The sequence below is a fragment of the Rhizobium subbaraonis genome, from assembly GCF_900220975.1.
In the GTDB taxonomy this organism is placed as follows: domain Bacteria; phylum Pseudomonadota; class Alphaproteobacteria; order Rhizobiales; family Rhizobiaceae; genus Mycoplana; species Mycoplana subbaraonis.
Genome location: NZ_OBQD01000002.1, coordinates 320,271 through 343,417 on the forward strand (window position 1 = coordinate 320,271; position 23,147 = coordinate 343,417).

The 23,147-nt window shown below is 63.1% G+C and carries 18 protein-coding genes; 6 read left to right on the forward strand and 12 right to left on the reverse strand.

What is annotated here, in order from left to right; genetic code table 11:
• Positions 1 to 68 precede the first annotated feature (68 nt).
• Positions 69 to 632 carry an alkyl hydroperoxide reductase subunit C gene (gene ahpC, locus CRO48_RS03795; protein ID WP_097136444.1) on the reverse strand — a complete coding sequence of 188 codons (564 nt, stop codon included), beginning with the start codon at positions 630 to 632 and terminating at the stop codon, positions 69 to 71.
• 497 nt (positions 633 to 1,129) lie between these two features.
• Between ahpC and CRO48_RS03805 the strand changes: the two genes are divergently transcribed.
• Positions 1,130 to 1,648, forward strand: coding sequence for a L,D-transpeptidase family protein (locus CRO48_RS03805; protein WP_097136449.1), 519 nt, complete (start codon positions 1,130 to 1,132; stop codon positions 1,646 to 1,648).
• A gap of 189 nt (positions 1,649 to 1,837) precedes the next feature.
• On the opposite strand, the gene CRO48_RS03810 is transcribed toward CRO48_RS03805, so the two are convergent.
• The 5 genes from CRO48_RS03810 to CRO48_RS03830 are packed head-to-tail and all read right to left on the reverse strand — an operon-like array spanning position 1,838 to position 7,344.
• On the reverse strand, positions 1,838 to 2,428 hold the full coding sequence (locus CRO48_RS03810) for a dual specificity protein phosphatase family protein (protein WP_097136452.1): 591 nt from the start codon (positions 2,426 to 2,428) through the stop codon (positions 1,838 to 1,840).
• Positions 2,425 to 3,543, reverse strand: a complete 1,119-nt coding sequence (locus tag CRO48_RS03815; protein WP_097136454.1) for an MBL fold metallo-hydrolase — start codon at positions 3,541 to 3,543, stop codon at positions 2,425 to 2,427. Before CRO48_RS03815 ends, CRO48_RS03810 begins: the two co-directional genes overlap by 4 nt.
• Positions 3,531 to 5,264, reverse strand: a complete 1,734-nt coding sequence (locus tag CRO48_RS03820; RefSeq protein ID WP_097136456.1) for an ABC transporter permease — start codon at positions 5,262 to 5,264, stop codon at positions 3,531 to 3,533. The genes CRO48_RS03815 and CRO48_RS03820 overlap by 13 nt, the downstream gene beginning before the upstream one ends.
• A 3-nt stretch (positions 5,265 to 5,267) precedes the next feature.
• Positions 5,268 to 6,230, reverse strand: a complete 963-nt coding sequence (locus CRO48_RS03825; RefSeq protein WP_097136458.1) for an ABC transporter substrate-binding protein — start codon at positions 6,228 to 6,230, stop codon at positions 5,268 to 5,270.
• Positions 6,231 to 6,267: 37 nt separating this feature from the next.
• Positions 6,268 to 7,344 carry an ABC transporter ATP-binding protein gene (locus CRO48_RS03830; protein WP_097136461.1) on the reverse strand — a complete coding sequence of 359 codons (1,077 nt, stop codon included), beginning with the start codon at positions 7,342 to 7,344 and terminating at the stop codon, positions 6,268 to 6,270.
• A 141-nt stretch (positions 7,345 to 7,485) separates the two neighbouring features.
• Between CRO48_RS03830 and CRO48_RS03835 the strand changes: the two genes are divergently transcribed.
• Positions 7,486 to 8,478, forward strand: a complete 993-nt coding sequence (locus CRO48_RS03835; RefSeq protein WP_097136463.1) for a LacI family DNA-binding transcriptional regulator — start codon at positions 7,486 to 7,488, stop codon at positions 8,476 to 8,478.
• Positions 8,479 to 8,505: 27 nt separating this feature from the next.
• On the opposite strand, the gene CRO48_RS03840 is transcribed toward CRO48_RS03835, so the two are convergent.
• From CRO48_RS03840 to CRO48_RS03850, 3 genes are read right to left on the reverse strand one after another with little or no spacing between them, the layout of a single operon-like run.
• Positions 8,506 to 11,661, reverse strand: a complete 3,156-nt coding sequence (locus tag CRO48_RS03840; protein WP_097136465.1) for an efflux RND transporter permease subunit — start codon at positions 11,659 to 11,661, stop codon at positions 8,506 to 8,508.
• A 29-nt stretch (positions 11,662 to 11,690) separates the two neighbouring features.
• Entirely contained in the window at positions 11,691 to 12,833 is a 1,143-nt protein-coding gene (locus CRO48_RS03845; RefSeq protein ID WP_097136467.1) for an efflux RND transporter periplasmic adaptor subunit, read from the reverse strand.
• Between the two features lie 54 nt (positions 12,834 to 12,887).
• Positions 12,888 to 13,484: a TetR family transcriptional regulator gene (locus CRO48_RS03850; RefSeq protein WP_245423414.1), complete on the reverse strand. Its 597-nt coding sequence runs from the start codon at positions 13,482 to 13,484 to the stop codon at positions 12,888 to 12,890.
• A gap of 295 nt (positions 13,485 to 13,779) precedes the next feature.
• On the opposite strand from CRO48_RS03850, the gene CRO48_RS03855 reads away from it, so the two are divergent.
• Positions 13,780 to 14,760 (forward strand): sugar-binding transcriptional regulator, encoded by a 981-nt coding sequence (locus tag CRO48_RS03855; protein ID WP_097136471.1) that lies wholly within the window; start codon positions 13,780 to 13,782, stop codon positions 14,758 to 14,760.
• A gap of 60 nt (positions 14,761 to 14,820) precedes the next feature.
• Complete coding sequence (locus CRO48_RS03860; RefSeq protein WP_097136473.1) at positions 14,821 to 16,875, forward strand: bifunctional aldolase/short-chain dehydrogenase; 2,055 nt, start codon at positions 14,821 to 14,823, stop codon at positions 16,873 to 16,875.
• 100 nt (positions 16,876 to 16,975) lie between these two features.
• Here CRO48_RS03860 and CRO48_RS03865 read toward each other — a convergent pair whose 3' ends face one another.
• Genes CRO48_RS03865 through CRO48_RS03875 form a run of 3 tightly spaced genes read right to left on the reverse strand, consistent with a single transcriptional unit; the run spans position 16,976 to position 20,634 of the window.
• Positions 16,976 to 18,019, reverse strand: a complete 1,044-nt coding sequence (locus tag CRO48_RS03865; RefSeq protein ID WP_097136475.1) for a substrate-binding domain-containing protein — start codon at positions 18,017 to 18,019, stop codon at positions 16,976 to 16,978.
• A 51-nt stretch (positions 18,020 to 18,070) separates the two neighbouring features.
• Positions 18,071 to 19,120 (reverse strand): ABC transporter permease, encoded by a 1,050-nt coding sequence (locus tag CRO48_RS03870; RefSeq protein WP_176526654.1) that lies wholly within the window; start codon positions 19,118 to 19,120, stop codon positions 18,071 to 18,073.
• A 17-nt stretch (positions 19,121 to 19,137) separates the two neighbouring features.
• On the reverse strand, positions 19,138 to 20,634 hold the full coding sequence (locus tag CRO48_RS03875; protein WP_097136477.1) for a sugar ABC transporter ATP-binding protein: 1,497 nt from the start codon (positions 20,632 to 20,634) through the stop codon (positions 19,138 to 19,140).
• 146 nt (positions 20,635 to 20,780) lie between these two features.
• Here CRO48_RS03875 and mtnK point away from each other — a divergent pair, with 146 nt between their 5' ends.
• Together mtnK and mtnA are read left to right on the forward strand one after the other, a co-directional pair.
• A complete protein-coding gene (mtnK, locus tag CRO48_RS03880) occupies positions 20,781 to 22,052 on the forward strand; it encodes an S-methyl-5-thioribose kinase (protein WP_097136478.1) in 1,272 nt (423 codons plus the stop codon).
• On the forward strand, positions 22,049 to 23,143 hold the full coding sequence (mtnA, locus tag CRO48_RS03885) for an S-methyl-5-thioribose-1-phosphate isomerase (RefSeq protein ID WP_097136480.1): 1,095 nt from the start codon (positions 22,049 to 22,051) through the stop codon (positions 23,141 to 23,143). Before mtnK ends, mtnA begins: the two co-directional genes overlap by 4 nt.
• Positions 23,144 to 23,147 lie beyond the last annotated feature (4 nt).

Consider the following 23,147-nt stretch of genomic DNA (forward strand, 5'->3'; position numbering starts at 1 on the left):
GAGGAGGCACGGCAAGTTTGGCTCGCCGCCCCGAATGGTCGGGGCGGCTGTTCGTTCATGGCGTTGCGTCAGATCTTGCCGACGAGGTGCAGCGAGGGGGCAAGCGTCTTTTCGCCCTCTTCCCACTTGGCCGGGCAGACTTCGCCCGGATGCGCGCGCACGTACTGCGCGGCCTTGACCTTGCGCAGCAGGTCGGCAGCGTTGCGGCCGATGCCTTCTGCGGTGATTTCCATGGCCTGGATCACGCCGTCCGGATCGACGATGAAGGTGCCGCGGTCGGCAAGGCCTTCGCCTTCACGCATCACTTCGAAGTTCCGGGTGATCGTGCCGGTCGGATCGCCGATCATGGCATATTCGATCTTGCCGATCGTTTCGGAGGCGTCGTGCCAGCCCTTGTGGGAGAAATGCGTGTCCGTCGAGACGGAGAACACCTCCACGCCGAGACGCTGCAGTTCGCCGTAGTGATCGGCAAGGTCGCCAAGCTCGGTGGGGCAGACGAAGGTGAAGTCGGCCGGATAGAAGAAGAAGATCGCCCACTTGCCCTGGATATCGGCTTCGGTCACTTCGATGAATTTGCCCTGCTTGAAGGCCTGCGCCTTGAATGGCTTGATGGTGGTGTTGAGGACGGACATAGGGATCTCCTGTACGAATTGCTGCAAAGCGAAAGCTCGCCTTCGCGGCGCAACATAGACAGGCGACCCCCATAAATGAAATAGATAAATTCTGTAATTTCGATAGATGCGAACTATCGCCGCAGTCGGAAAGGCAATCAACATCCGGCGGGGAATGGCCAACCGCGTGGCGCACTTTTTGCCGATCGCGAGGAGAGCATACTTCTCTGGCGAATGGCTGGGCGGGAACGACCGAGGAGATTTCTCCAATCCGGATCCTCTCTATAAGATACTTTTGATTCGGCAGCTCCCCGGCCCGATCCGCATCCGGGAAATGCGAAAGACCGATGCTGGCCGGCGACATTCCGACCGGTGAACCCCACCATCAGGATGCTGGTACGCGCTGACCCCATACCCAGGCGATCGGTCCCGAGCGAAGGGGCGGTATGGCACGACTGCGGCGGCCTCCCCAGGTCGCTGGTCGGGGGGCGGCGCAAGTTCAAGGAAGGAGTTTGGAGTTGGATCTGATCGTATCCCGTGACGGAGATGGCTGGCAGGCGACGTATGGAGATAAGCGCTGGCGCTGCGCCATCGGCCGTGGCGGGTTGCGCGCGGCAAGAGAGAAGGTCGAAGGCGACGGCGCGAGCCCGATCGGGCGCTGGCCGATCCGCCGGGTTTTCTACCGCGCCGACAGGATCGCCCAGCCGGCGTCCCCCTTTCCCGTGTCTGCCATTGACCGCCTGGACGGCTGGTGTGACGCTCCTTCGCACCCGGAATACAATCGGCAGATAAGGCTGCCCTTTGCGGCAAGCCACGAAGAACTCTGGATGGAGGACGATATCTACGACATCGTTGTCGTGCTGGGTCACAATGACGATCCGCCAGTCCCGGGTGCGGGCAGTGCGGTTTTCCTGCATATCGCCCGACCCGGCTACACGCCGACGGCGGGATGCGCAGCGCTTTCGCGCGAGGACCTTCTCGCTTTCCTGGCGCTTGCCGACCCATCCAGCCACCTCGTCTTCTCCGATGCCGCTTGAGATGAGCCGTCCGGGCCGCCGCCCATGAGAGCAAACCGGGCGCTGATCTTAGGGCCTGAAGGTCCACTGGCGTCGCGGGCGGGACAGCAGCAAGCCACATCACTTTCAGGACGCGACCTCCGTTGGCGTTAGCCCGGCCTAAAAAAGCATCGGGAGACTTTCTGAACTGATGGCCAGCAGTTCGCCTCGTCAAAAAGCGTCTCGCCGGCGAAACGCGGCGATCATCCCGCATGCGGCTCGCGCCATCTCAAGCATGGCGGGCTGCGGCTGGGTCGTGTCCAGCCCCCGCGCGCGCCTGACATGGTCGACGGCGGCCTCGATCGTTTCGAACCGATCGGCATGATACATGTGCAAATACAGTGCGATCGCCGTTGCGGAACGGCTCCGCCCTCCCCGGCAGTGAACCAGAAGATTGCCGCGACGGTGCGCCGGATAGTGCGGTTTTCCCGGGCTCTCCTGTTCGACGATACCTGAGATTGCAAAGGCGGCCGCCAGCAGGTGTTCGGGGGTGTTGCCTGGCCCGTCGATCAGTCCGATATGCGTGCGGCGAACACGCGTGCCGTCCGGCAGCGAGAGCGGCGCGATCTCGATATTGACCGCGAGGTTCATTGTCGAGGTGATGTTTTTCGCCTGCAGGAGAACAGGATTTTCTGCTGCGACCCTGTTGCCGATGAACAATGTCAGTCCGTGCGAGCCGGTTTGTTCCAGCACGGGAAAGAGAACGGCAAGCTCGTCTTCCTGTTCTTCGGTGAGGTTGGCGGTGTGCGGCTTTACGTTCATGCGGCATTTCCATGGTTCAGGGATTGGTGAGCATAGGTCTCGACGGATGTGTCGAGCACGAGGCGGTCCCCCAGTCTCTCGGCCAGAAGCGTCATGGCCTTCGGCCCGACGAAGACCGGCATGACACGGCGTGCACCGGTCATGTCCGCCAGATGAAGCACATCGTCAAGCCGGGGATGAACGTTCCAGCCGAACCAGACCGCCCTCCCTTCGCCAATCAGCCGCTCCGCCGGCGTGCCATGCGGGACATGGCTTGAAAAAATGAAACGGAAACCTTCGTCGATTCTCGCCACAAGGTTCGCGGCGGCGCCCGCCTCCCCGTTTGCTTCGGTGACGATGAGAATGTCGGACGGCCGCCAGTCCGCTTCGCTCATCTCCGGCAGGTCACAAAGCAGGCCCTTGAGCCTATCCCGCATCTGCGCTCCGAGCGTCTCGGCCATTTCCGCAAGGCACGCAATTTCATTGCGTATCTGTGCGTCGACCTTCACTGGCAGCCCACGCGCGGCAAGGGCAAGCGCCATTTCCGGCCCACGCCCGCTCGAGGGAACCGGCAGCACCGCGCCCTGTCCCGCGAAGGCGGCAATGGCGTCGATCTGGTCGCAAAGGCTCGTCTGCCTGTCGCCGTAGGAGGCATCGGTAACGATGAGCTCGGCCTGCGGGGGCATGTCGAACGGCAGGAGCTGCGATTCCATGCTCCAGTCGCCTGTATAGAGAACACCGCCGTCCATGGCGAAATGAAGCCAGATGCCGCCCGGTGCATGACCGCAGCGTCCGACGGACACGGGAACTGTTTCCACGCTCGTCTGCCCCTGTTCCGGCAGGAGACGACAGCGCTCATCGACAAAAGGGTCGATGCCGATCTGCCGGAACGTGGTGCGTGTCGCATAGAGCGGTGGATTGCCGATTCTTTCGGCCAGATGCAGCGCGCCGGCGTGATCGACATGGGCATGCGACAGGCAGATCGCATCGATCTCGCCCAGATCACTCACGTCAGGAAAAACGCCCGGCTCCGGCCCCTCGCCCAGATCGAGCAACAGGCGCTTTTTGCCCACTTCCAGCAGGAAGGCAGCGGGAAGCTTGCCGCCCAACCCACTGATTGCCGTCAATCGCGCCATGGCAGCGCTCCCTTCGGCAGGCGACCGGCAAATAGCGAGGCGATTCCCATCAGCGCAAGGACGATCAGGATCATCAGGCAGCCGACTGCTGCGGCAAGCGTCGAGGAGCCACCTTCCTCGAGGAAGACGATCATCGGACCGATGGTGCGCGCGCTGGAGGATACGAGCAGGATCGACACCTGGATTTCGTTGAGCGCCGACATGAAGACGATGATGCCACCGGCGATGACGGCAGGCGCCAGCATCGGCAGGATGATGTCTCGCATGCGCTGGAAGAAGCCGGCGCCGGCCACGCGCGCCGCATCTTCGAGCGACCGGTCGATCTGGGAGAACCCGCCCAGCAGCGGGCGCAGCGACAGCGCCAGGAAGTTGGAGAGGTAGGCGGCCAGAATGATCCAGACCGTGCCATAGATGCTGAAGCCCACAAGCGGCAATGGACGAAGGAAGAACAGGATCATGGCGACGCCGAGAACAATCCCCGGCAGGACATAGGAAAGCTCGGCCGCCATCTGAATCAGCCGCACGAGGGCGCCCTTCTTCCAGCTGATGAAATAGGCCAGCACAAGCGAAATGACGCTGAGGAGCAGGACGGCGGTCACGGTCAGAAGGAGACTCGTCGCAAACGCGTCCCGGATGGAGGCGTGATGGAACAGCGCATTGACGTAGTTGGTCAGCGTCAGCGTGTCCCAGCCGAGCTGCTGCCCGAAACCCTTCACCAGCGAGGTGGCGAAGAGGGCGGAGAGCGGTAGCAGCAAGGTCGCCGCCAGGTAGAGCCATGCGCCGGCCTCCACCGGCATTTTCCAGCGTCCAAGGCCTATTTCCGCCGGTCGCCCACCCTCCTCCACGCGCACGTCGCCTCGGCCGCCGAGCCAGTTGCTGAGGCCAAGCGCGATCACCGTAATCAGCGACAGCAGCATGGACAACGCCGCCATGTCGGACAGTCCGGACGGGCCATAGCTGTTCAGCTGCTGGTAGATCAGGGTGATGAGGGTCGGAAAGCGGGCGGGAATGCCGAGCATTGCCTGAATGCCGAAATTGCCGATCGCCGAGACGAAGGCGATGGCCGCACCGGCGAAGATACCGGCCCGGGCAAGCGGAAGCAGCACCGTAAAGATGAGCTGGAGGTTTCCGGCGCCCGATGCGCGGGCGGCTTCGGCAAGGTTGGCCGGCAGTCGGCGCAGCGCCGCACGCACGGTGAGAAACACCAGCGGTGCATTGTAGATACCGAGTAGGAAGATGATGCCACCGGCCGAGAACAACGGATGCCGCGCACCGGGTGTCATGGCCAGGCCAAAAAGGCCGAGGACCGGGCTGGTCGGCGAAAAGGCCTGCACCCAGGCAAGTGCCGTGACCTGCGGCGGGATCATCAGCGGCAGGACGAAACCGAAAACCCATGCGGCCTTGAAGCGTATATTGCCATGCACCGTCAGAAGGGCTGCGACACTGCCCAGCACGACGGCAAGCAGCGTCGACGCCAGAGCCACGTAAAGAGAATTCATCGCCGCCGTGAAGACACGCGGCCGCGCAAGGACGCTCCATGTACCGGCGAGATCGAGCGTGCCATCCGGGGCGATGGCGGTCAGCGCCAGACGGCCGAGCGGTGCCAGCGAGATCGTTGCCACGAAGATGGCGAGAATGCCGAGCGTGAGCGTTTCGGGACCAAGGCGGAACGCCGGCGCAGGCCGGCGCTCCCTTGGCATCACAGCCGCGATATCTGTCATGGATCAGCCGCCGAAGACGTCCGTGAACTGCTTGCGCACGTCCTGGTCGTTCTTGACGGCCTTGTCGGCATCCATCGGCAGGAGCTTGATCTCGGAGAGCTTCGGGAAACCGGCAGGCGGCGCTACCGATGCGTCGATCGGCAGGTTGCCCTGCTTGGCGACCAGTTCCTGGCCTTCCTTGGACAGGAGGAAGTCGACGAAACGCTTGGCGGCTTCCGGCTCCTTCGCCGTGGACATGATGGCGACCGGCTCGGTGATGAAGGACACGCCATCCTTCGGAAAGATCAGGTCGACCGGCGAACCGCTGGCCTTGGCGCGGATCACGTCGGCATCGGCGATGATGCCGTACTTGGCAAGCCCGCTTGCGACAGCCTTGAGCGCCGGGCCGTTGCCGCCTTCAGGCGCGATGTCGAGTTCGGCAAGTTTCTTGTAGAAATCCCAGCCGATGGTGTCGACGTCGATGACGCTGTGCAGGTGGTTGAGAGCCGCGCCCGAATAGAGCGGGCTCGGAACGGCGATCTGGCCCTTGTTGGCTTCGACGAGAAGGTCGTTCCAGGTCTCGACCGGCTGAGCGGTCTGCGTGTTGTAGGCGATGCCGGTGGAGATGATCTTAGTGCCGAAGAAGGTCTTGTCCTTGTCGTAGGTGCCGGCGTCGTAACCGTCGACCTTGGCTTCCGGATAGGCCATCAGACGGCCCTCCGCCTTGAGCTGACCGAGATTGATCGTGTCGGCAACCAGCAGCACGTCCGGCTTGACGTCACCGGCCGTGATTTCGGCGCGCAGGATGTTGAGCAGCTGGCTGGTGCCGTTGCGGGTCCACTCGACCTTGATGTCCGGGTACTTTGCCTGGAAGGCATCGACGGTCTGCTGTGCGATTTCCGGAGACTGGGAGGTGTAGAGCGTGATCGTTTCGGCGCTTGCCGTCCCCGCCATGAGGACGAGCGCGAGGGTGGAGAGAAGACGCATGAGATGTTCCTTGATTGGATGTTGGAAAAGGTGGAGGTCAAGCCGCCTCGGGGATGACCCAGCCATCGCCGACGCAAACTGAAATCGTGTCGCCCGCCGAGACGCGTCGATCGTGAGAAGCGTGCAGACTGAGCGACAGATCCGGCGCGTGGCGCGGACGAAAATGGACCTGCACATGGCTGCCGCGATAGGTGATGCGCTCCACTTCGGCGGCAAAACCTTCGGCGGGGCTGTCGGCCAGCTTCAGATCGTCCGGATGCACGCCGATGCTCGCACCGGCGAGCCTTGCCTGATCCTTGCGAGCGCGCACTTCGCTGCGGTGACCGAAAATATCGACATTGACCGTTCCATCGGCACGACCGCGCTGAAGATCGGCAACCGGCAGCACAAGGCCATTGCCGATGAAGCGCGCCACCATCTCGTTCCGCGGCTCGCGGTAAAGCTCGTGCGGGCGCGCGAACTGCATGACACGGCCGCCGTCCATCACCGCGATCCTGTCCGCCAGCGCCATCGCTTCCGACTGGTCATGCGTGATGTAGATCATCGTCGCACGGGTGCGACGATGGAAATCGGAGAACTCGCGTTCCATCGAGGCGCGCAGATGGACGTCGAGATTTGCAAGCGGCTCGTCGAGCAGCATGACGGAGGGATTTGCCGCCAGGCAGCGGGCGAGCGCCACGCGCTGCCGCTGGCCGCCGGAGAGATCGGCCGGCGCCCGCCCGGCGAAATTTTCCATGGCGACGGTGGCGAGCGCATCAAGGCTCCGCCTGCGTCGTTCGTCGGAAGACACACCGGCGATCTTCAGCGCATAGCCGACATTCTGCTCGACATTCATATGTGGCCACAGCGCATAGTTCTGGAAAACGATGCCGACATTGCGCTTTTCCGGCGGCAGATTTTTTTCCGGCGAAGCGATGATTTCGTCATTGAAATGGATCGTGCCGGAATTCATCTGCTCGAACCCGGCGATCAGCCGCAGCATGGTGGTCTTGCCGCAACCGGACGGTCCAAGAATGGCGACGAACTCTCCGTTTTCGACCTGCAACGAAACATCGTCCAGGACGCGCTTCTTCGCAAAATCCTTCGTAATTCGCTTGAGAGCGATCGAAACCATAGCACTCCGTATCCTGCCCGTATCCGCCGCAACCGCATTGTCTCTCAGCCGTTGCGCCATCTGCACTCGTGTGCACAATAGGAACGCCGTGCTTCAGTTTTATGACGACGGAGCACGGCGATCGAACCTTGGGTGGGGAAGATGAAGAGAAACTTTGTGACGTCAGCGCAGGTGGCGGACCGGGCGGGCGTGTCGCGCTCGGCGGTGTCACGCACCTTCACCCCCGGCGCCTATGTGTCCCCCGAAGTGCGGGAAAAGGTGCTGCTGGCCGCAGAAGAGATGGGGTACCGGATCAACCGGCTGGCGAAGTCGCTGCTGACCTCGGAGTCCAGCCTTGTGGCGATCCTCGCCTCCAGGCTGTCAGAGCCCTTCATCGCCACGCAGATCGATGCCCTCAGCGCGATGTTGGCGGACCGGGAGCTGCAGACTCTTCTTCTGAATAGCGGCGCACGGCGCGACATAGCGGCGATGATGAACCTTGTACTCGAATATCGCGTGAAGGCAGTCATCATCCTGTCGGGCGCGCCATCCGAGAAGCTTGTCGAGCAATGTCTGAAGAGCCGCCAGCGCACCATCCTCATCAACCGGGTGCAGGAAAGCGGGAACGTAGACATCATCCAGACAGACGACCGTACCGGGGGCAGGCTTGCAGCCTGCCACATGATCGAACGGGGCTATCGCCGCCTCGCCGTCGTACGCGGGGCATCCGACACGCCAAGCCAGCGCCGCCGCGCACAGGGTTTCGTTGAGGCTGCGGCAGAGCACGGCCTGACGGTACGACACTGGCTGGGCGGCGACGGGGGCTATGAAAGCGGTCGCGATGCTGCGCGGGAGTTACGAACAAGCAACGCGGTGGACGGCGTCTTCTGCACCACCGACCGCATCGCACTTGGCTTTCTCAACACGTGCCGTTTCGACCTGGGTCTGGACGTGCCGGCAGAGATCGGAATTGTCGGTTTCGACGACATCGAAGAAGCCGGATGGCCCTCGCACGCGCTGACGACCATCCGCCAACCGGTGAGCGCCATTGTCAGCGCAGTCGCGTCGATACTGGAAACTGACCCCTCCGATATTTCGGGACATGCCCATGTCGTGCCGGTGGAACTGATCGCGCGGCAAACAACGCGACCTTGAACAGATTCGGTCCATGGCTCCCGCCTGCTACTCGGCCGCGATAGCCACCGGGGAGGGAAGCGTCCGAACTTCGCCGTCCCCGCCAGCAGCACTGTCCACAAGCGGCGCATCGACCGGGCGCTTCTTCTCCCTGCCGAAAAAGAGCGCATAGGCGGCCGGCAGGACCAGGATGGTCAGAACCGTGGCGACCAGGATGCCGCCCATCATGGCGTAGGCGAGCGGTCCCCAGAAGACGCCGCGCGAGATCGGGATCAGCGCCAGAACCGCCACCAGCGCCGTCAGCATGATCGGCCGGAAGCGCCGCACGGCAGCGCCCACGATCGCCTCGGAGCGCTCCATGCCGGCGGCGATGTCCTGGTCGATCTGGTCGACGAGGATGATGGAGTTGCGGATGATGATGCCAAGCAGCGCGATGACGCCGAGGATCGCCACGAAGCCGAAAGGCGCTCCACTGATCAGAAGTGCGGCGGCAGCGCCGATGATTCCGAGCGGACCGGTGGCGAGCACCAGCATCGCCTTGCCGAAGTGCTGCAGTTGCACCATCAGCAGCAGGACGATGACGAGCAGCATTATCGGCGCCTTCGCCGCAATCGAGGCCTGGCTTTCGGCCGCGTCTTCGGCACCGCCCTGGATCTCGACCTTGTAGCCGGGAGCCAGCCCGTCGCGCAGGCCCTTCAACTCGTCATAGAGCTTCATCGTCATGTCGTTCGACTGGACGCCATCCGGCAGGGTGGCGCGAACGGTGATCGTCGGCAGGCGGTCGCGCCGCCATTCGATGCCCTGCTCCAGCACCGGGACGACCTTGGCGACCTGGGATACCGGGACAAAGCCGCCGAAATCGGTTGGAACATAGATCGAGTTGACGGCCGACAGCAGGCGGCGGTTGGAATCGGGCTCGCGGGCGACGATCGATACGGTTTCCTCGCCGTCGCGGAAATCGTCGAGCGGCACCCCGGCCATGGCTGCCTGCAGCATCTGGCGGATTCGCTGCGAGGTGACGCCCAGCGCGCGGGCGCGGTCCTGGTCGATCACCAGCTTCATCTCCGGCACGGGTTCCAGCCAGTCGTCATGGACGGCGCCGAGCAGAGGATTCTCAAGGAACTTCGCTTTCACCGCATCGGCGATGCGACGCACCTCCTGGCGGTCGGGCCCCATCACGCGCAACTGCACCGGCCAGCCGGTCGGCGGCCCGAGGAACAGGCGATCAACCTTCGCGCGGATCGAGGGGAACTCCTCCGCAAGGACGGTTCTGAGCTTGACGATCAGCCTCTCGCGCGCGGGCTCGTCGTTGGCCATGACGAGAAGCTGGGCAAAGTTCGGATTGCGCAACTGCTGGTCGAGGGGCAAGAAGAAGCGCGGCGCGCCTTCGCCGATATAGGTGGCGATGAAGCGCTTGTCCGGGTCGTCCATCATCCGGGCCTCGAGCGCCTTCGCCTGATTTTCGACCTCCTTGATGCTGGTGCCTTCCGGCAGCCACAGGTCGACGAGGATCTCCGGCCGCGACGATTGCGGGAAGAAGTTTTGCGGAATGAACTGGAAAGCCCAGAGGCTGGTTGCGAAGGTGCCGAGCGTCAGCAGGAGCACGGCGACGCGATGGCGCACCGCCCAGCCGACGGTAGCCCGCAACCGCTTGTAGAAGCGGGTGTCGAAAACGTCGTGATGCTCGCCCGCATGCGCGCGCTGCTTCAGGATCATGTGGCCAAGCCATGGGGTGAAATACACGGCGACGAACCACGAGACGACGAGAGCGATGCCGACGACAAAGAACAGCGAGCGGACATACTCGCCGGCGGTCGATTCCGCGAACCCGACGGGAATGAAGCCGGCGGTGGTGATCAGAGTGCCGGTCAGCATCGGAAAGGCAGTCGATGAGTAGGCGAAGCTCGCCGCCTCGACCTTATCGAGGCCCTCCTCCAGCTTTCGTTCCATCATCTCGACGACGATCATCGCGTCATCGACAAGCAGGCCGAGAGCGATGATGAGCGCGCCGAGCGAGATGCGCTGCAGGTCGATGCCGAGCTCGTACATGATGGCGAAGGTGGCGGCGAGCACCAGCGGAATGGCGATCGCGATCACCAGGCCCGAGCGCCAGCCGATCGACAGGAAGGACACCACCAGCACGATGACGAGAGCCTCGCCGAGCGCCTTCATGAATTCGCCGATCGCCTCGGTGACGACCTCGGGCTGATTGGAGATCTGGTCGACGGCGACCCCATAGGGCAAGCTGCTTTCGAACCTGGCGTAGGTTTCGTCGACTGCCTTTCCAACATCGGTAACGTTGAAGCCCTTGGCCATAACTACGCCGAGCTGCACGCTGTCGTGGCCGTTGAAGCGGTACTTGCGCTGGTAGGGGTCCTCGAGGCCGGAAGTGACGGTCGCGATATCGCCGAGACGGATCACCTGGCTGCCGGTGCGCAGGCGAAGCTCGCGGATGTCCTCTGCCCGATCGACACCGCCTTCGACGGAGATGCGGACCGACCGCGTGCCGGTATCGACGCTGCCGGCCGGGTCGACATTGTTCTGTCCCTTGATGGCGTTTTGCAGGTCAACGATCGTTAGCCCGCGCTCGGCCAGCGCCTTTGAGGATACGTCCACATAAATCTTCTCCGGCTGGTCGCCGATGATGACGGCCTTCTCGACGCCGGGTGTCGTCAGCAGCATGTCGCGCGCCTGGATCGCGAACTGCTTCAGCTCGGGATAACTGTAGCCGTCGCCGCTGAGCGAATGCAGCGTGATGAAGGTGTCGCCGAACTCGTCGTTGAAATAGGGGCCGAGCACGCCTTCCGGCAGTTCGCCGGAGATGTCGCTCACCTTCTTGCGGACCTGATAGAACGCGTCGGCGACGTCGGCGGCATCGGTGTCGCCCTGGACCTGGAGTGTGATGATCGCGCTGCCGGCGCGCGTATAGGACTTCACCCAATCGAGATGGGGGGTTTCCTGCAGCTTGCGCTCGATCTTGTTGACCACCTGGTCCTGCATCTCCTCGATGGAGGCGCCCGGCCAGATCGCCTGGACCACCATGATGCGGAAGGTGAAGTCCGGATCCTCCTTCTGGCCCATGCGCATCAGGCCCAGAACGCCTGTGACAATGATCAGGCCAAAGAGGAAGCGGGCAATGCTCGGATGGCCGATCGCCCAACGGGAGAGGTTGAACGGCTTGCGGTCGGAGGTCGAGGCACTCATGGCGTCATTCCGTTCTGTCGATGTCGGGGTCAGCGAATGATCTGGTCGGTTTCTGCCCGGGCAGACAACGCTTCGGTCGCCGGCAGCTTCACCTTCAGATTCTCGCTCATGAACTGCGTACCGGCGGCAACCACGATGTCGCCGGGCTGAAGGCCTTGCATAACGTTGACACCGTCGCCGCTGAAGTCGGCGACAGCGATCTCGCGGGCATGTACCGTCCCGGTCTCACGCTTGACGACCCACACGATCTTCCTACCTTCCTTCTCGGAAAGCGCGCTGAGGGGAACGGAAATGGGACGGCGTCCGACCTCGCCGGTTGTTTCTATCGTGGCCGTCATGCCAAGAAGCACCCGCTGGTCGTTCGGGAGACTGACGCGCACGGCAAAGGTACGCGACTGCCGGTCTGCGCTGCCCGCGACCTCACGGACCTTTCCGTCCAGCACGAGCCCCTCGTCCGACCAGAACCGCGCCGTGACCGCCTGGCCGGGCCGGAATTTGGCGATGTCCATTTCAGGTACGGCGATTTCCGCTTCCTTCTCGCCGTCGACGGCGACGGCCACCACGGGCGATCCTGCACCGATCACCTGTCCGATATCGGCATTGACGGCCGTCACGATGCCGCTCTGCTCGGATGTGAGATCCGTATAGCGCACCTGGTTGACGGCCTGGTCTAGGGAGGCAATCGCCGCGTCTCGCGTCGAGACTGCCTGCTCCTGCGCAAGCGCTGCTTCTTCGAGCTGGGATTTGGAGGTGACGTTCTTGGCGAAAAGCTGCTCGGCACGAGCCTTGGCGAGCCCGGCCGTCTCCACCTGCTTCTCTGCGGCGACGAGGTTGGCCTGTGCCGACTTCACGGCGAGCTGGTAGTCCGTCGGATCGATGCGGGCCAGCAAGTCGCCGGGTTGCACACGATCGCCGATGTTGACGCGCCGCTCTGTAATCTTGCCGGCCACACGGAAGCCGAGGTTCATCTCGGTCCGGGCCTTGACCGAGCCGGAATATTCGAGTTTTGGTGCTTCGCCGGCGTCCGCAACCACTACGACCTTGACGGGCCGGACAATTTCCTTCGTCTCGACCTTTTCCTCCGAGCACCCGGAAAGGACGAGACCAAGAGCCATCAGCATCACCATGCTTGGCAACGAAATAGGCACGCGTGTGACCTTCGGCGAAAACATTGTTCGCACTCCTGATTGAATAGCAATGTGTCGGATGGCGGCTTGGCCGCCTGTCTACTTCTTCAGTGCCCTGATCGCGAAATCGATCAGTTCGTCGGGTGTCGCGCGGTTCTCCTTCGCCAGACACTGCGCCACCATTTGCGGATGGCACATCGTCACGGTCGCCGCTCCGAAGCAACGTGCTGCAACATTGGCGTCCTGCTCGGGAAACTCTCCGGCTGCAATTCCTTCGCGGATGACTTCGGCAAGGAGCGCGTTCATTCGGTCGATATGCTTGTCGATGACATGCCAATCTCGCTCCAGAGCGACGACGACCATCTCGTGGACCTTTTCCTGGTCCATCATCATCTCGACGGTAAGCCGATACTGGGCCAGGCTGTAGCGACGAAGGCGGTCGGCCGCACTTTCCTTCGAACGGCAGATTTCCAGTGCCACGGCATAAACGCCATCAAGCATCCGCGCACAGAGCGCCTGGTGAATCTCGGCCTTCGAGGCGAAGAAACGATAGATATTGGCGGGCGACATGCCGAGATCACGGGCAATGTCGGCCACGTTCGTCTTCGAGTAGCCATAGTGCCGGAACAGGCGCTCGGCTGCATCGAGAATACGGGCCACGTTCTCCTGCCGCGCGGCATCTGCGACAGTCTCCATTGCTCCGGCCATGTCCGATTCAGCCCTTCGTTTCGAATGACGATTTTCTTATTTCGTCACTATTAATACGTCAGTTGCGTCTCGTCAAGCACGATGGCGAGTACGAGACGCCATGGGCAAACGATTAGCGATAGCGGAGGAAGCGACGATCTGATCGACCACGCGATAACTCTCTCGCAAGACCAGCACATGATGCGTCTGCTGCGAAACGACGAGACCGCGCATCTCGCGCCAGGGTCGATTGACTTTTGTCAGTGTTGATGAATAATGTCAAAACGATCTACGAAAGACTCATATGCCCATCCGCGCCAACGATCAAATCATTCACAAGGCCGCCTGGCTCTACTACAACCACGGACTACGCCAGGACGAAGTCGCCCAACGGTTGGAGATCTCGCGCGCCTCCATCGCCATGTATCTGCGCAAGGCACGCGAGATGGGGATCGTTACCATCTCAACCTCTTCGGAACTCTTCTCCGACGATGTGCTTGCCCGGGAGCTTGAAGACGCGACGGGGCTGAACACGGCATGGCTGGTACCGGAAGACCGACAGGCGATGGATCCGGCAGCGGAGATGCCCGTCGTTGCTGCTTCGGTTTTCCTCGAACTCCTCAACAAGGGCGACCGGGTCGGTGTGGCATGGGGCCGCACCGTCTACCACATCGCCGACGTCATGCCGTTTGCGGACCTGCGCGGCGTTACCGTCGTGCAGCTCTGCGGCAACCTTGGCGCGCCATACTCTTACCGGCCGGACCAGTGCACCACCGAAATCGCCCGCCGCCTTAATGCGGAAGGTATCAATTTCTATGCGCCGCTCGTCCTCTCCTCCGAGCGCCTCGCCGATGAACTGCGCGGCGAACCCGTTATCAAGGAACAGCTTGCGACCATTTCGCACTGCGATCTCGCGCTCTATTCCGTCGGCGGCATCGAGGACGACAGCCATCTCGTCAAATGTGGCGCGCTTTCGGCCGCCGACATGCATGCGATGGGCGAGAAGGGTGCCGCCGGTGTCATCGCCGGCCAGCTGATCGATCACGACGGCCAGTCGCTGGATTGCAACCACAACCGCCGCTGTATTTCCGCCGATCTCGAATCCATCCGGGCGATCAGGAAACGCATGCTCGTCGTGCAGGAAGACAACAAGTTTGAGCCGCTGATGGCAGCGCTGAAGGGCGGCTTTGCCTCGCATCTCGTCATCACCACCTCGATGGCGCGACGGGTCCTTGAACGCTGGACCCGGGAAGGGCTTGGAAAGACCGGTTCGAGCAAGGCTTGAGCCAGCATATCTAGGTCCGCCGATGCCGGCTGGGCCGGTTTATCGGGAGGCTGTAACACGATGGAAAATCTCTGGCGCGACGACGAGGCGGAAAAGGTCGTCGCAGGCTATGCCGCAAAGGGCGTCGACCGCGACCTGGCGCTGCGCACCTATACGACACGACTGCTCGGCGGTGAACCGCGGCTGGTGCTGCATGGCGGTGGCAACACCTCCGTAAAAACCGAGGTGACCGATCTCGTGGGTGACACCCATGCCGTCCTCTGCGTCAAGGGCAGCGGCTGGGACATGGGCACGATCGAGCCGCCGGGCCTGCCCGCCGTCAAGATCGCCCCGCTGCTGAAGAGCCGCAAGCTTGAAAAGCTCTCGGACGAGGACATGGTGACGCTGCTGCGCGCCAACCTGATCGACCCCGCCGCGCCGAACCCATCGGTGGAAGCGCTGCTGCATGCCTTCCTGCCGCACAAATTCGTTGACCACACGCATTCGACCGCCATTCTCGCTATCGCCGACCAGTCGAAGAGCCGGGAGATGTGCACCGACCTCTTTGGCAACAGGATGGGCTTCGTGCCCTATATCATGCCCGGCTTCGCGCTGGCCAAGGCTGCGGCCGAGGTGTTCGAACAGGACCCGACGGTCGAGGGACTTATTCTCGACAAGCACGGCATCTTCACCTTCGCCGACACCGCGAAGGAGGCCTATGACCGGATGATCCACTACGTCACGGTCGCCGAAGACCATATTAGGAAAAACGGCCGCACCCCCTTCACGCCGGCCGCCCTGCCCGCTTCGCTGGCAGGCGCCAACGACATCTCCCCCATGCTGCGCGGCGCCGTCGCCGTCTGCAAGAGCGAAGGTCGCTATGACCGCATGGTCAACGTCTTCCGCACGTCACCCGCCATTCTCGACTTCGTCAATGCGGTGGAGGTTGCCGACATGGCTGCGCGCGGAGTTTCCACGCCCGATCTTTCCATCCGCATCAAGACCGGTCCGATGGTACTGCCGGCACCGGCAAAGGACGATCTCGCCGGCTACCGCGCTGTCATCGACGAACGCGTGGCTGCCTTTGCCGCCGACTATACCGATTACTTCCGCAGCAACGACGCCCGTGACGACGTCAAGCGTATCATGCTCGACCCCATGCCGCGCCTGACGCTGGTGCCTGGTCTCGGCATGTTCGGCCACGGGCGAACCTTCAAGGAAGCAACGATCGCCGTCGACGTCGGCGAGATGTGGATCGAGGCGGCACGGGATGCCGAATCCGTCGGCCGCTTCGAGCCAGTCAGCCGACCCGATCTCTTCGACCTCGAATATTGGTCGCTGGAGCAGGCGAAGCTGGCGGGTGCCAAACCGAAACCCTTCACCGGGCAGGTCGCGGTCGTCACCGGCGGTGCCGGCGCCATCGGTGCAGCCGTCGTCAAGGCCTTTGCGACCGAGGGCGCACATGTCGTTGCGCTCGATCTCGATGGCGAGAAGGCGGCGGCGGTTGCCCAGGCGGCCGGCAACAACTCCATCGGCATTGCCTGCGACATCACCGACCCCGCCTCGGTGCGCGCCGCCTTCGACAAGGCGATCGCCGTCTTCGGTGGCGTCGACATCGTCGTTTCCAACGCCGGGGCCGCCTGGGAAAGCCCGATCGCAACGATGGACGACGCGCTGCTGCGCAAGAGCTTCGAGCTGAACTTCTTCGCCCATCAGACCGTGGCGCAGAACGCCGTGCGGATCATGAAGGCGCAGCAGACGGGCGGCGTGCTGCTCTTCAACGCCTCAAAGCAGGCGGTCAATCCGGGCGCGAAATTCGGCGCCTACGGCCTGCCGAAGGCGGCGACACTCTTCCTTTCGCGTCAGTACGCGCTGGAACATGGCGCCGACAATATCCGCGTCAATGCCGTCAATGCCGATCGCATCCGCTCTGGCCTGCTCAACGACGAGATGATCGCCAACCGCGCAGCGGCCCGCGGCCTCTCCGTCAAGGAGTACATGGGCGGCAACCTGCTCGGCCTCGAGGTCACAGCAGACGACGTTGCCCGCGCTTTCGTGCACCAAGCACTTGCCGAACGCACCACCGCCGACGTGACCACCGTGGACGGCGGCAACATCGCTGCCGCGATGCGGTGAGTTTCCTGGCGGGGCAGGCAAGCTGCTCCGCCCGCTCCACCGGACATAAAAAAGGGGCGGCCCGATGGACCGCCCCTTCTTCATTCCCTCACCCGACAAATCAGGGTTTCGGCATCCATGCCGGCATGGCGACATCGGCATGGGCGAACTGCGGCAGCTTCGCGCCAAGTTCTTCCATGTTCTTGATGTCCTGATCGTTGAGATCCTGCTGCGTGATCAGCGTGGGGGGAACGATGACCTGCTTGCCCGGGTCTTCGCCGGCAAGCAACATGGCGAGCGAACGCACCGACACCTGGCCGACCACCGCCGGGTTCGTCGCAGCGGTGGCAACCCAGGCCGAGCCGGATTCGCGCATGGCAGCGATGTCAGAGGTCGAGATGTCGGCCGAGTAGATCTTCACGCTGGAGGACAGGCCCGCTTCGTCGACGGCGATCTTCACGCCCTTGGCGAATTCGTCATAGGGGGCAAACATCACGGTTATGTCGGGGTTGGCGGAAATCACCGAACGCGCCTGGTTGGCGACGGAATTGGCGATCGGGTTGTCCATCGTGCCGAACTGGGCGGCTTCCTTGATACCCGAGTACTTCGCCTTGAACTCCTTCCAGGTCTCGTCGCGACGGTCGAGCGGCGCGATCCCGGCGACATAGACGTAGCCGGCCTTGAAGCTCTCGCCGTTGTCCTTGACCGCCTGCTCGAGCGCGAGACGGGCCAGGTCACGGTCGGACTGCTCGACCTGGGGGATCTTGTCGTTCTCGACGTTCACGTCGAAGGCGACGACCTTGATGCCCGCATCGACCGCACGCTGCGCGGCTTCCTTCATCGATTCCGTCAGGCCGTGCTGGATGATGATGCCATCCACACCGAGCGCGATGGCCTGGTCGACCATGTCCGCCTGCAGTGCTGCGTCCTGGCGGCTGTCCAGGACCTGTAGCTGGACGCCGAGCGCCTTGGCCTGCGCTTCCACGCCGGCAAGGTAGGACTGGAAGAAGTCGCCGGTCGAAAGATAGCGCACGAGCGCGATCTTCACATCGCCGGGCTTGTCGAAGGGTTTCGGCATATCGGCGGCAAGGGACGGCACGGCGAATGCCGCCGCACCCATCAGCCCGAGCGTAATCTTGCCCAGGGTTCTGCGCGTAAGGTTCATTTCAGTCTCCTCCACTGGTGAACGTTCATTATCCGCCGAGCGCTCCCACACTCAGCGTTTGCCTCTTTTCGAGAATGCAAAGGTGAAGATCAGGGCGATGACGAGGACGGCGCCCTTGACGAAATCCTGGGTGTAGTACGGAGCGTTCATCATCGTCAGGCCCTGCAGGAGGATGCCGACGAACAGCGCGCCGATGGCCGTGCCAAAGGCATTCGGCTTGGCGGCCCCGAGCACGGCGAAACCGATGAGCGCTGCGGCGACCGCGTCGAGAAGCAGGTTGTTGCCCGAGGCGATGTCGCCGCGTCCCAGCCGGGCCGCAAGCAGGATGCCGCCGATCGAGGCGAAGACGCCGGAGATGATGTAGGCCGAGATCTTGTAGGCATTGACCGGCGCGCCGGCGAGGCTTGCCGCACGCTCGTTGGAGCCGACGGCATACATCATGCGGCCGAAGCGAGTGTATTCGAGGAAGAACCAGATGACGATCGCAAGCACGATCAGCACCACCACCGAGACAGGCACGAGATTGGGCAGGATCAGATCGAAGCGGTGCCGGCCGAGCGCCAGGAAGGCCGGGCTGAAGGCGCCTGTTGCCGTCGAACCATCCGGCAGCGTCATTCCCGTGGCAATCGAGCGCCCCTCGGTCGGGATGCGCTGGAGACCGAGCAACAGGAACATCATGCCGAGCGTCGCCAGCAGATCCGGCACGCGCATGTAGACGATGATGATGCCGTTGATGAGACCGACGAGCACGCCGACCGCAAGGCAGACGAGCGTCGCCGTCACCGCGTCGCCGCCCATCACCACCATCACATAGGACGAGGCCATCATGGCGGTCGTGGCAACGGAGCCAATGGAAAGGTCGAAGCCGCCGACGACGAGCGTGGCCGTGACACCCAGCGCCAGAATGCCCGTGATCGAGACGGATTGCAGGATGAACACCGCGCTCTGCGGCGAGGCGAAGCCGCCGGTGACCACCGAGAAATAGAGCACCATGCCGGCGAGCAGCACGAGGAAGCCGTACTTGATCGCCGTGTCCCGGATGTTGAGGCCGGCCGGCGGGACGGCGCCGGTGGTAGCGGATTTGCTCTGTTCACTCATCATCATGCGCTGACCCGTTGTTAGAATTGACCGGCGATCTCGGACAGCAGCCGTTCGACATCGATGTCGGCATTGCGGTGCTCACCGACGATGGTCTGTTCCGACATCACGAGGATGCGGTCGGCGACCTCGAAGGCTTCATCGAGTTCCGTCAGGAAGAGAATTGTGGTTCGCCCGGACGCGGACGCCCGCAGCTTCTCGCCGATATCGCGGCGAGCGGCGATGTCGACGCCCTGGAAGGGCTCGTCGAGAATAAGCAGGCGCGAGGGCTCCGAGAGCCAGCGGCCGACCATGACCTTCTGCTGGTTGCCGCCCGAAAGGGTCTGCATCTCGTCGCGTTCGCTGCGGCAGACGACGCCGAGCGAGGAAATCTGCTGGCGCGCCTTCGCCTTCTCCGCCCGGCGGCTGGCGATGCCGAGGGAGGAAAGCCGGCGCAGGAACGGCAGGCTGATATTCTCGTAGATGTTGAAATCCGGCACGATGCCGCTGATCGCGCGATCCTTGGCGACAAGGAAGACACCACGGGCAATCGCCTGCCCGGTCGTCTTCGGCGCATAGCGCGCGCCGTCCAGCATCATTTCACCGGCTGCCGGGGCATGGGCGCCAAAAAGCGTTTCGGCCAGCGCCGTCTTGCCCACACCGACCAGACCGGTGACGGCGACGATCTCGCCTTCCCCCAGATTGAAATCGAAGGGCCGCGTCTGTTCGGAGAGTTTGAGGCCGCGCACGCTGAAGACCGGACGGCCCGCCTGGCGCACGGCAACGGCGCCGGCGGACACCTTCCGGCCGAGCATGGCATTGACCGCGCCTTCATAGTCGAGTTCCGACCCCTCGAAACGCCCGGTGATGCGGCCGTCGCGCAGCGACACGATGCTGTCGGCAAGGCGGCGGATGTCCGACATCCGGTGCGAGATATAGAGAATGGCGACGCCGCGTGCCTTCAGGCGATCGACGAGCTCGAACAGTCGGTCCGCCTCCGCGCTGGAGAGCGAGGAGGTCGGCTCGTCGAGGATCAGCACCTTCGGCTCATGCGCCATGGCGCGCGCGATCGCCACCATCTGGCGATCGGCAAGCGTGAGATCGTTGATGTCGGCGGCGAGATCAATGGCGAGGCCCATGCGGAAGGCGACGGCGGCTGCCTCGCGCCGCACCCGCCGTGGATTGAAGAGCAGCCGCGCGCCGCGTCCGTTCAGCCGGTCAAGCGTGAGGTTGGTCGCGACATCGAGATCGGCGACGACGCCGTCATTGATGTTCTGGTGCACGGTCACGACGCCTGCGCGGATCGCCTCGGCCGGCGTTGCCGGATCAAAGGCCGCATCGGCAAGCGTGATCTTGCCGGCATCGCGCGTATAGACGCCTGAGAGGATGCGCACGAGCGTGGATTTGCCGGCGCCGTTGGCACCCATCAAGACCGTTACTGCGCCTGCCTTGAGGTCGAGGTCCACACCCTGAAGTACCGTTACCGGCCCGAAGGACTTGCGCACGCTCTCAATGCGAAACACTGCCTGTTCGCTCATTCTCTCCTCCCATTGACGCCACGTTAGGATAGGCTCTCATCAAATGTCAAGGACGTTGACATTTGACAGAATGATGCCTTAGCTGTTGGCAGAGACAGCATGGCGGCCAGCGGTGGAGGCGGCCCCATGTGCAGGAGGAAAGCATCATGGACAGCCACGTCTTCGAGGCGCTGAGCGCAGAGACATTGCCGGTTCGGCTCGGCGGCAACGCCGCCCTGAAAGAGAAGGTCGGCGACGATTCGTCCCGCTGGAGCATCAAGGAAGTCGGTGACGGCAACCTCAATCTCGTCTTTATCGTCAGGGGCGAGACAGGGGCGGTGATCGTCAAGCAGGCACTGCCCTACGTGCGCCTCGTCGGCGAGAGCTGGCCGCTGCCGCTCAAGCGCTCCTTCTTTGAGTATCACGCGCTGAAGCGCCAGGCCGAGCGCGACCCGGGCATGGTTCCCAAAATCCTGTTCTTCGACGAGGCGCAGGCCATCATCGTGATGGAGTACCTGACGCCACACGTCATCCTGCGCCGTGCGTTGATCGACGGGCGCGAATTGCCGAAGATCGGCCGCGACCTCGGCCTGTTCGTTGCCCGCACGCTGTTCCGCGGCTCCGACCTTTCCATGGCGACGCGCGACAAGAAGGCGGATGTGGCGTTGTTCTCAGACAATGTCGAACTCTGCGACATCACCGAAAATCTGGTTTTCTCAGATCCCTATTTCGAAGCGTCGCTCAACCGCCACACCACGCCCCAACTCGACCCGCTCGTTGCCGAACTGCGCGCCGACCGCGACCTCAAGGTGGAGGCGCAGCGGCTGAAGCACCTGTTCTCCGCCAAGGCCGAAACCCTCTGCCATGGCGACCTGCACACCGGCTCCGTCATGGTCACGGACGACGACACGCGCATCATCGATCCGGAGTTCGCCTTCTACGGCCCGATCAGCTTCGACGTCGGCATGCTGATCGCCAATTTCTGGATGAGCTATTTTTCGCAGGCCGGCCACGAGGCCGCACCCGGCGCACGCGACAGCATGCGCGCCTACCTGCTCGATACGATCGACACGCTGTGGGAGACGTTCCGCGCCGAATTCGCGAACCTCTGGCGCACCGAACGCAGGGGCATCCTCTATCAGGCAAGCCTCTTCGAGGACCGCCAGGATCCGCTCGCCGCCGAGCAGGCGCTCGACATCGTCATCGACGAAATCTGGCGCGAGATGCTGGGCTTTGCCGGCATCGAGATCCACCGCCGCATCCTCGGCCTTGCCCACAATGCAGATTTCGAAACCATCGCCGACCCCGACCGCCGTGCGTCCTGCGAAAGCAAGGCGTTGAAGCTCGGGCGTCACCTGACCGTCAACCGGCAGCGCATCCACAGCCTGCGGAACATCCGCGAGACGGTGGAGCGTCTTGAAAAGGAGATTCTCGCGTGAAAGTCGGAGAACGCCACTACCGTACGATCTGGCTGAACGAAGACGGCCGCTCCGTAGACATCATCGACCAGCGCTGGCTGCCGCACGAATTCCGGGTCGTCACGCTCAAGACCGTGGACGACGTTGCCGTCGCCATCAGGGACATGTGGGTGCGCGGCGCGCCTCTGATCGGCGTCAGCGCCGCCTATGGCGTTGCGATCGCCATGGCGAAGGATCCCTCCGACGCCCATATTGATTCCGTCTGGGAAGAGCTGAACGAAACCCGCCCCACCGCCATCAACCTGCGCTGGGCGCTGAACGCTATGCGCGAGCACCTTCGCCCGCTGCCGGAGGGTGAACGGGTGGCCGCCGCCTACAGGCGCGCCGCCGAGATCGCGGAGGAAGATGTCGAACTCAACCGCGCCATTGGCGCGAACGGCCTCGATGTCATCCGCAAGATCGCATCCCAAAAGAAGCCCGGCGAGCCTGTGCGCATCCTTACCCATTGCAACGCCGGCTGGCTTGCGACCGTCGACTACGGCACAGCGACTGCGCCAATCTATATGGCCGCCGAAGAAGGCATTCCGGTCCACGTCTATGTCGATGAAACCCGGCCGCGCAATCAGGGCGCCTATCTCACCGCCTGGGAAATGAACGGCCATGGCGTGCCACACACGCTGATCGTCGACAATGCCGGCGGGCATCTCATGCAGCATGGCGATATCGACATGGTAATCGTCGGCACAGATCGCACGACGGCGAACGGGGATGTCTGCAACAAGATCGGGACTTACCTCAAGGCGCTCGCCGCGCGCGACAACGGCGTACCATTCTATGTCGCGCTCCCCTCGCCCACCATCGACTGGACGGTGCATGATGGCGTCAAGGAAATCCCGATTGAGGAACGCACCGCCGACGAGGTGAGCTTCGTACAGGGCCGCGCCGCCGACGGCTCGATTGCCAGCGTGCGCATCTCCCCTGAGGGAAGCCCCGCCGCCAACCCCGCCTTCGACGTCACTCCCGCGCGCCTCATCACCGGCCTTATCACGGAGCGCGGCATCGCCACGCCGTCACCCGAAGGCCTGAAGGCGCTCTTCCCGGAACGGAGCTGAGACG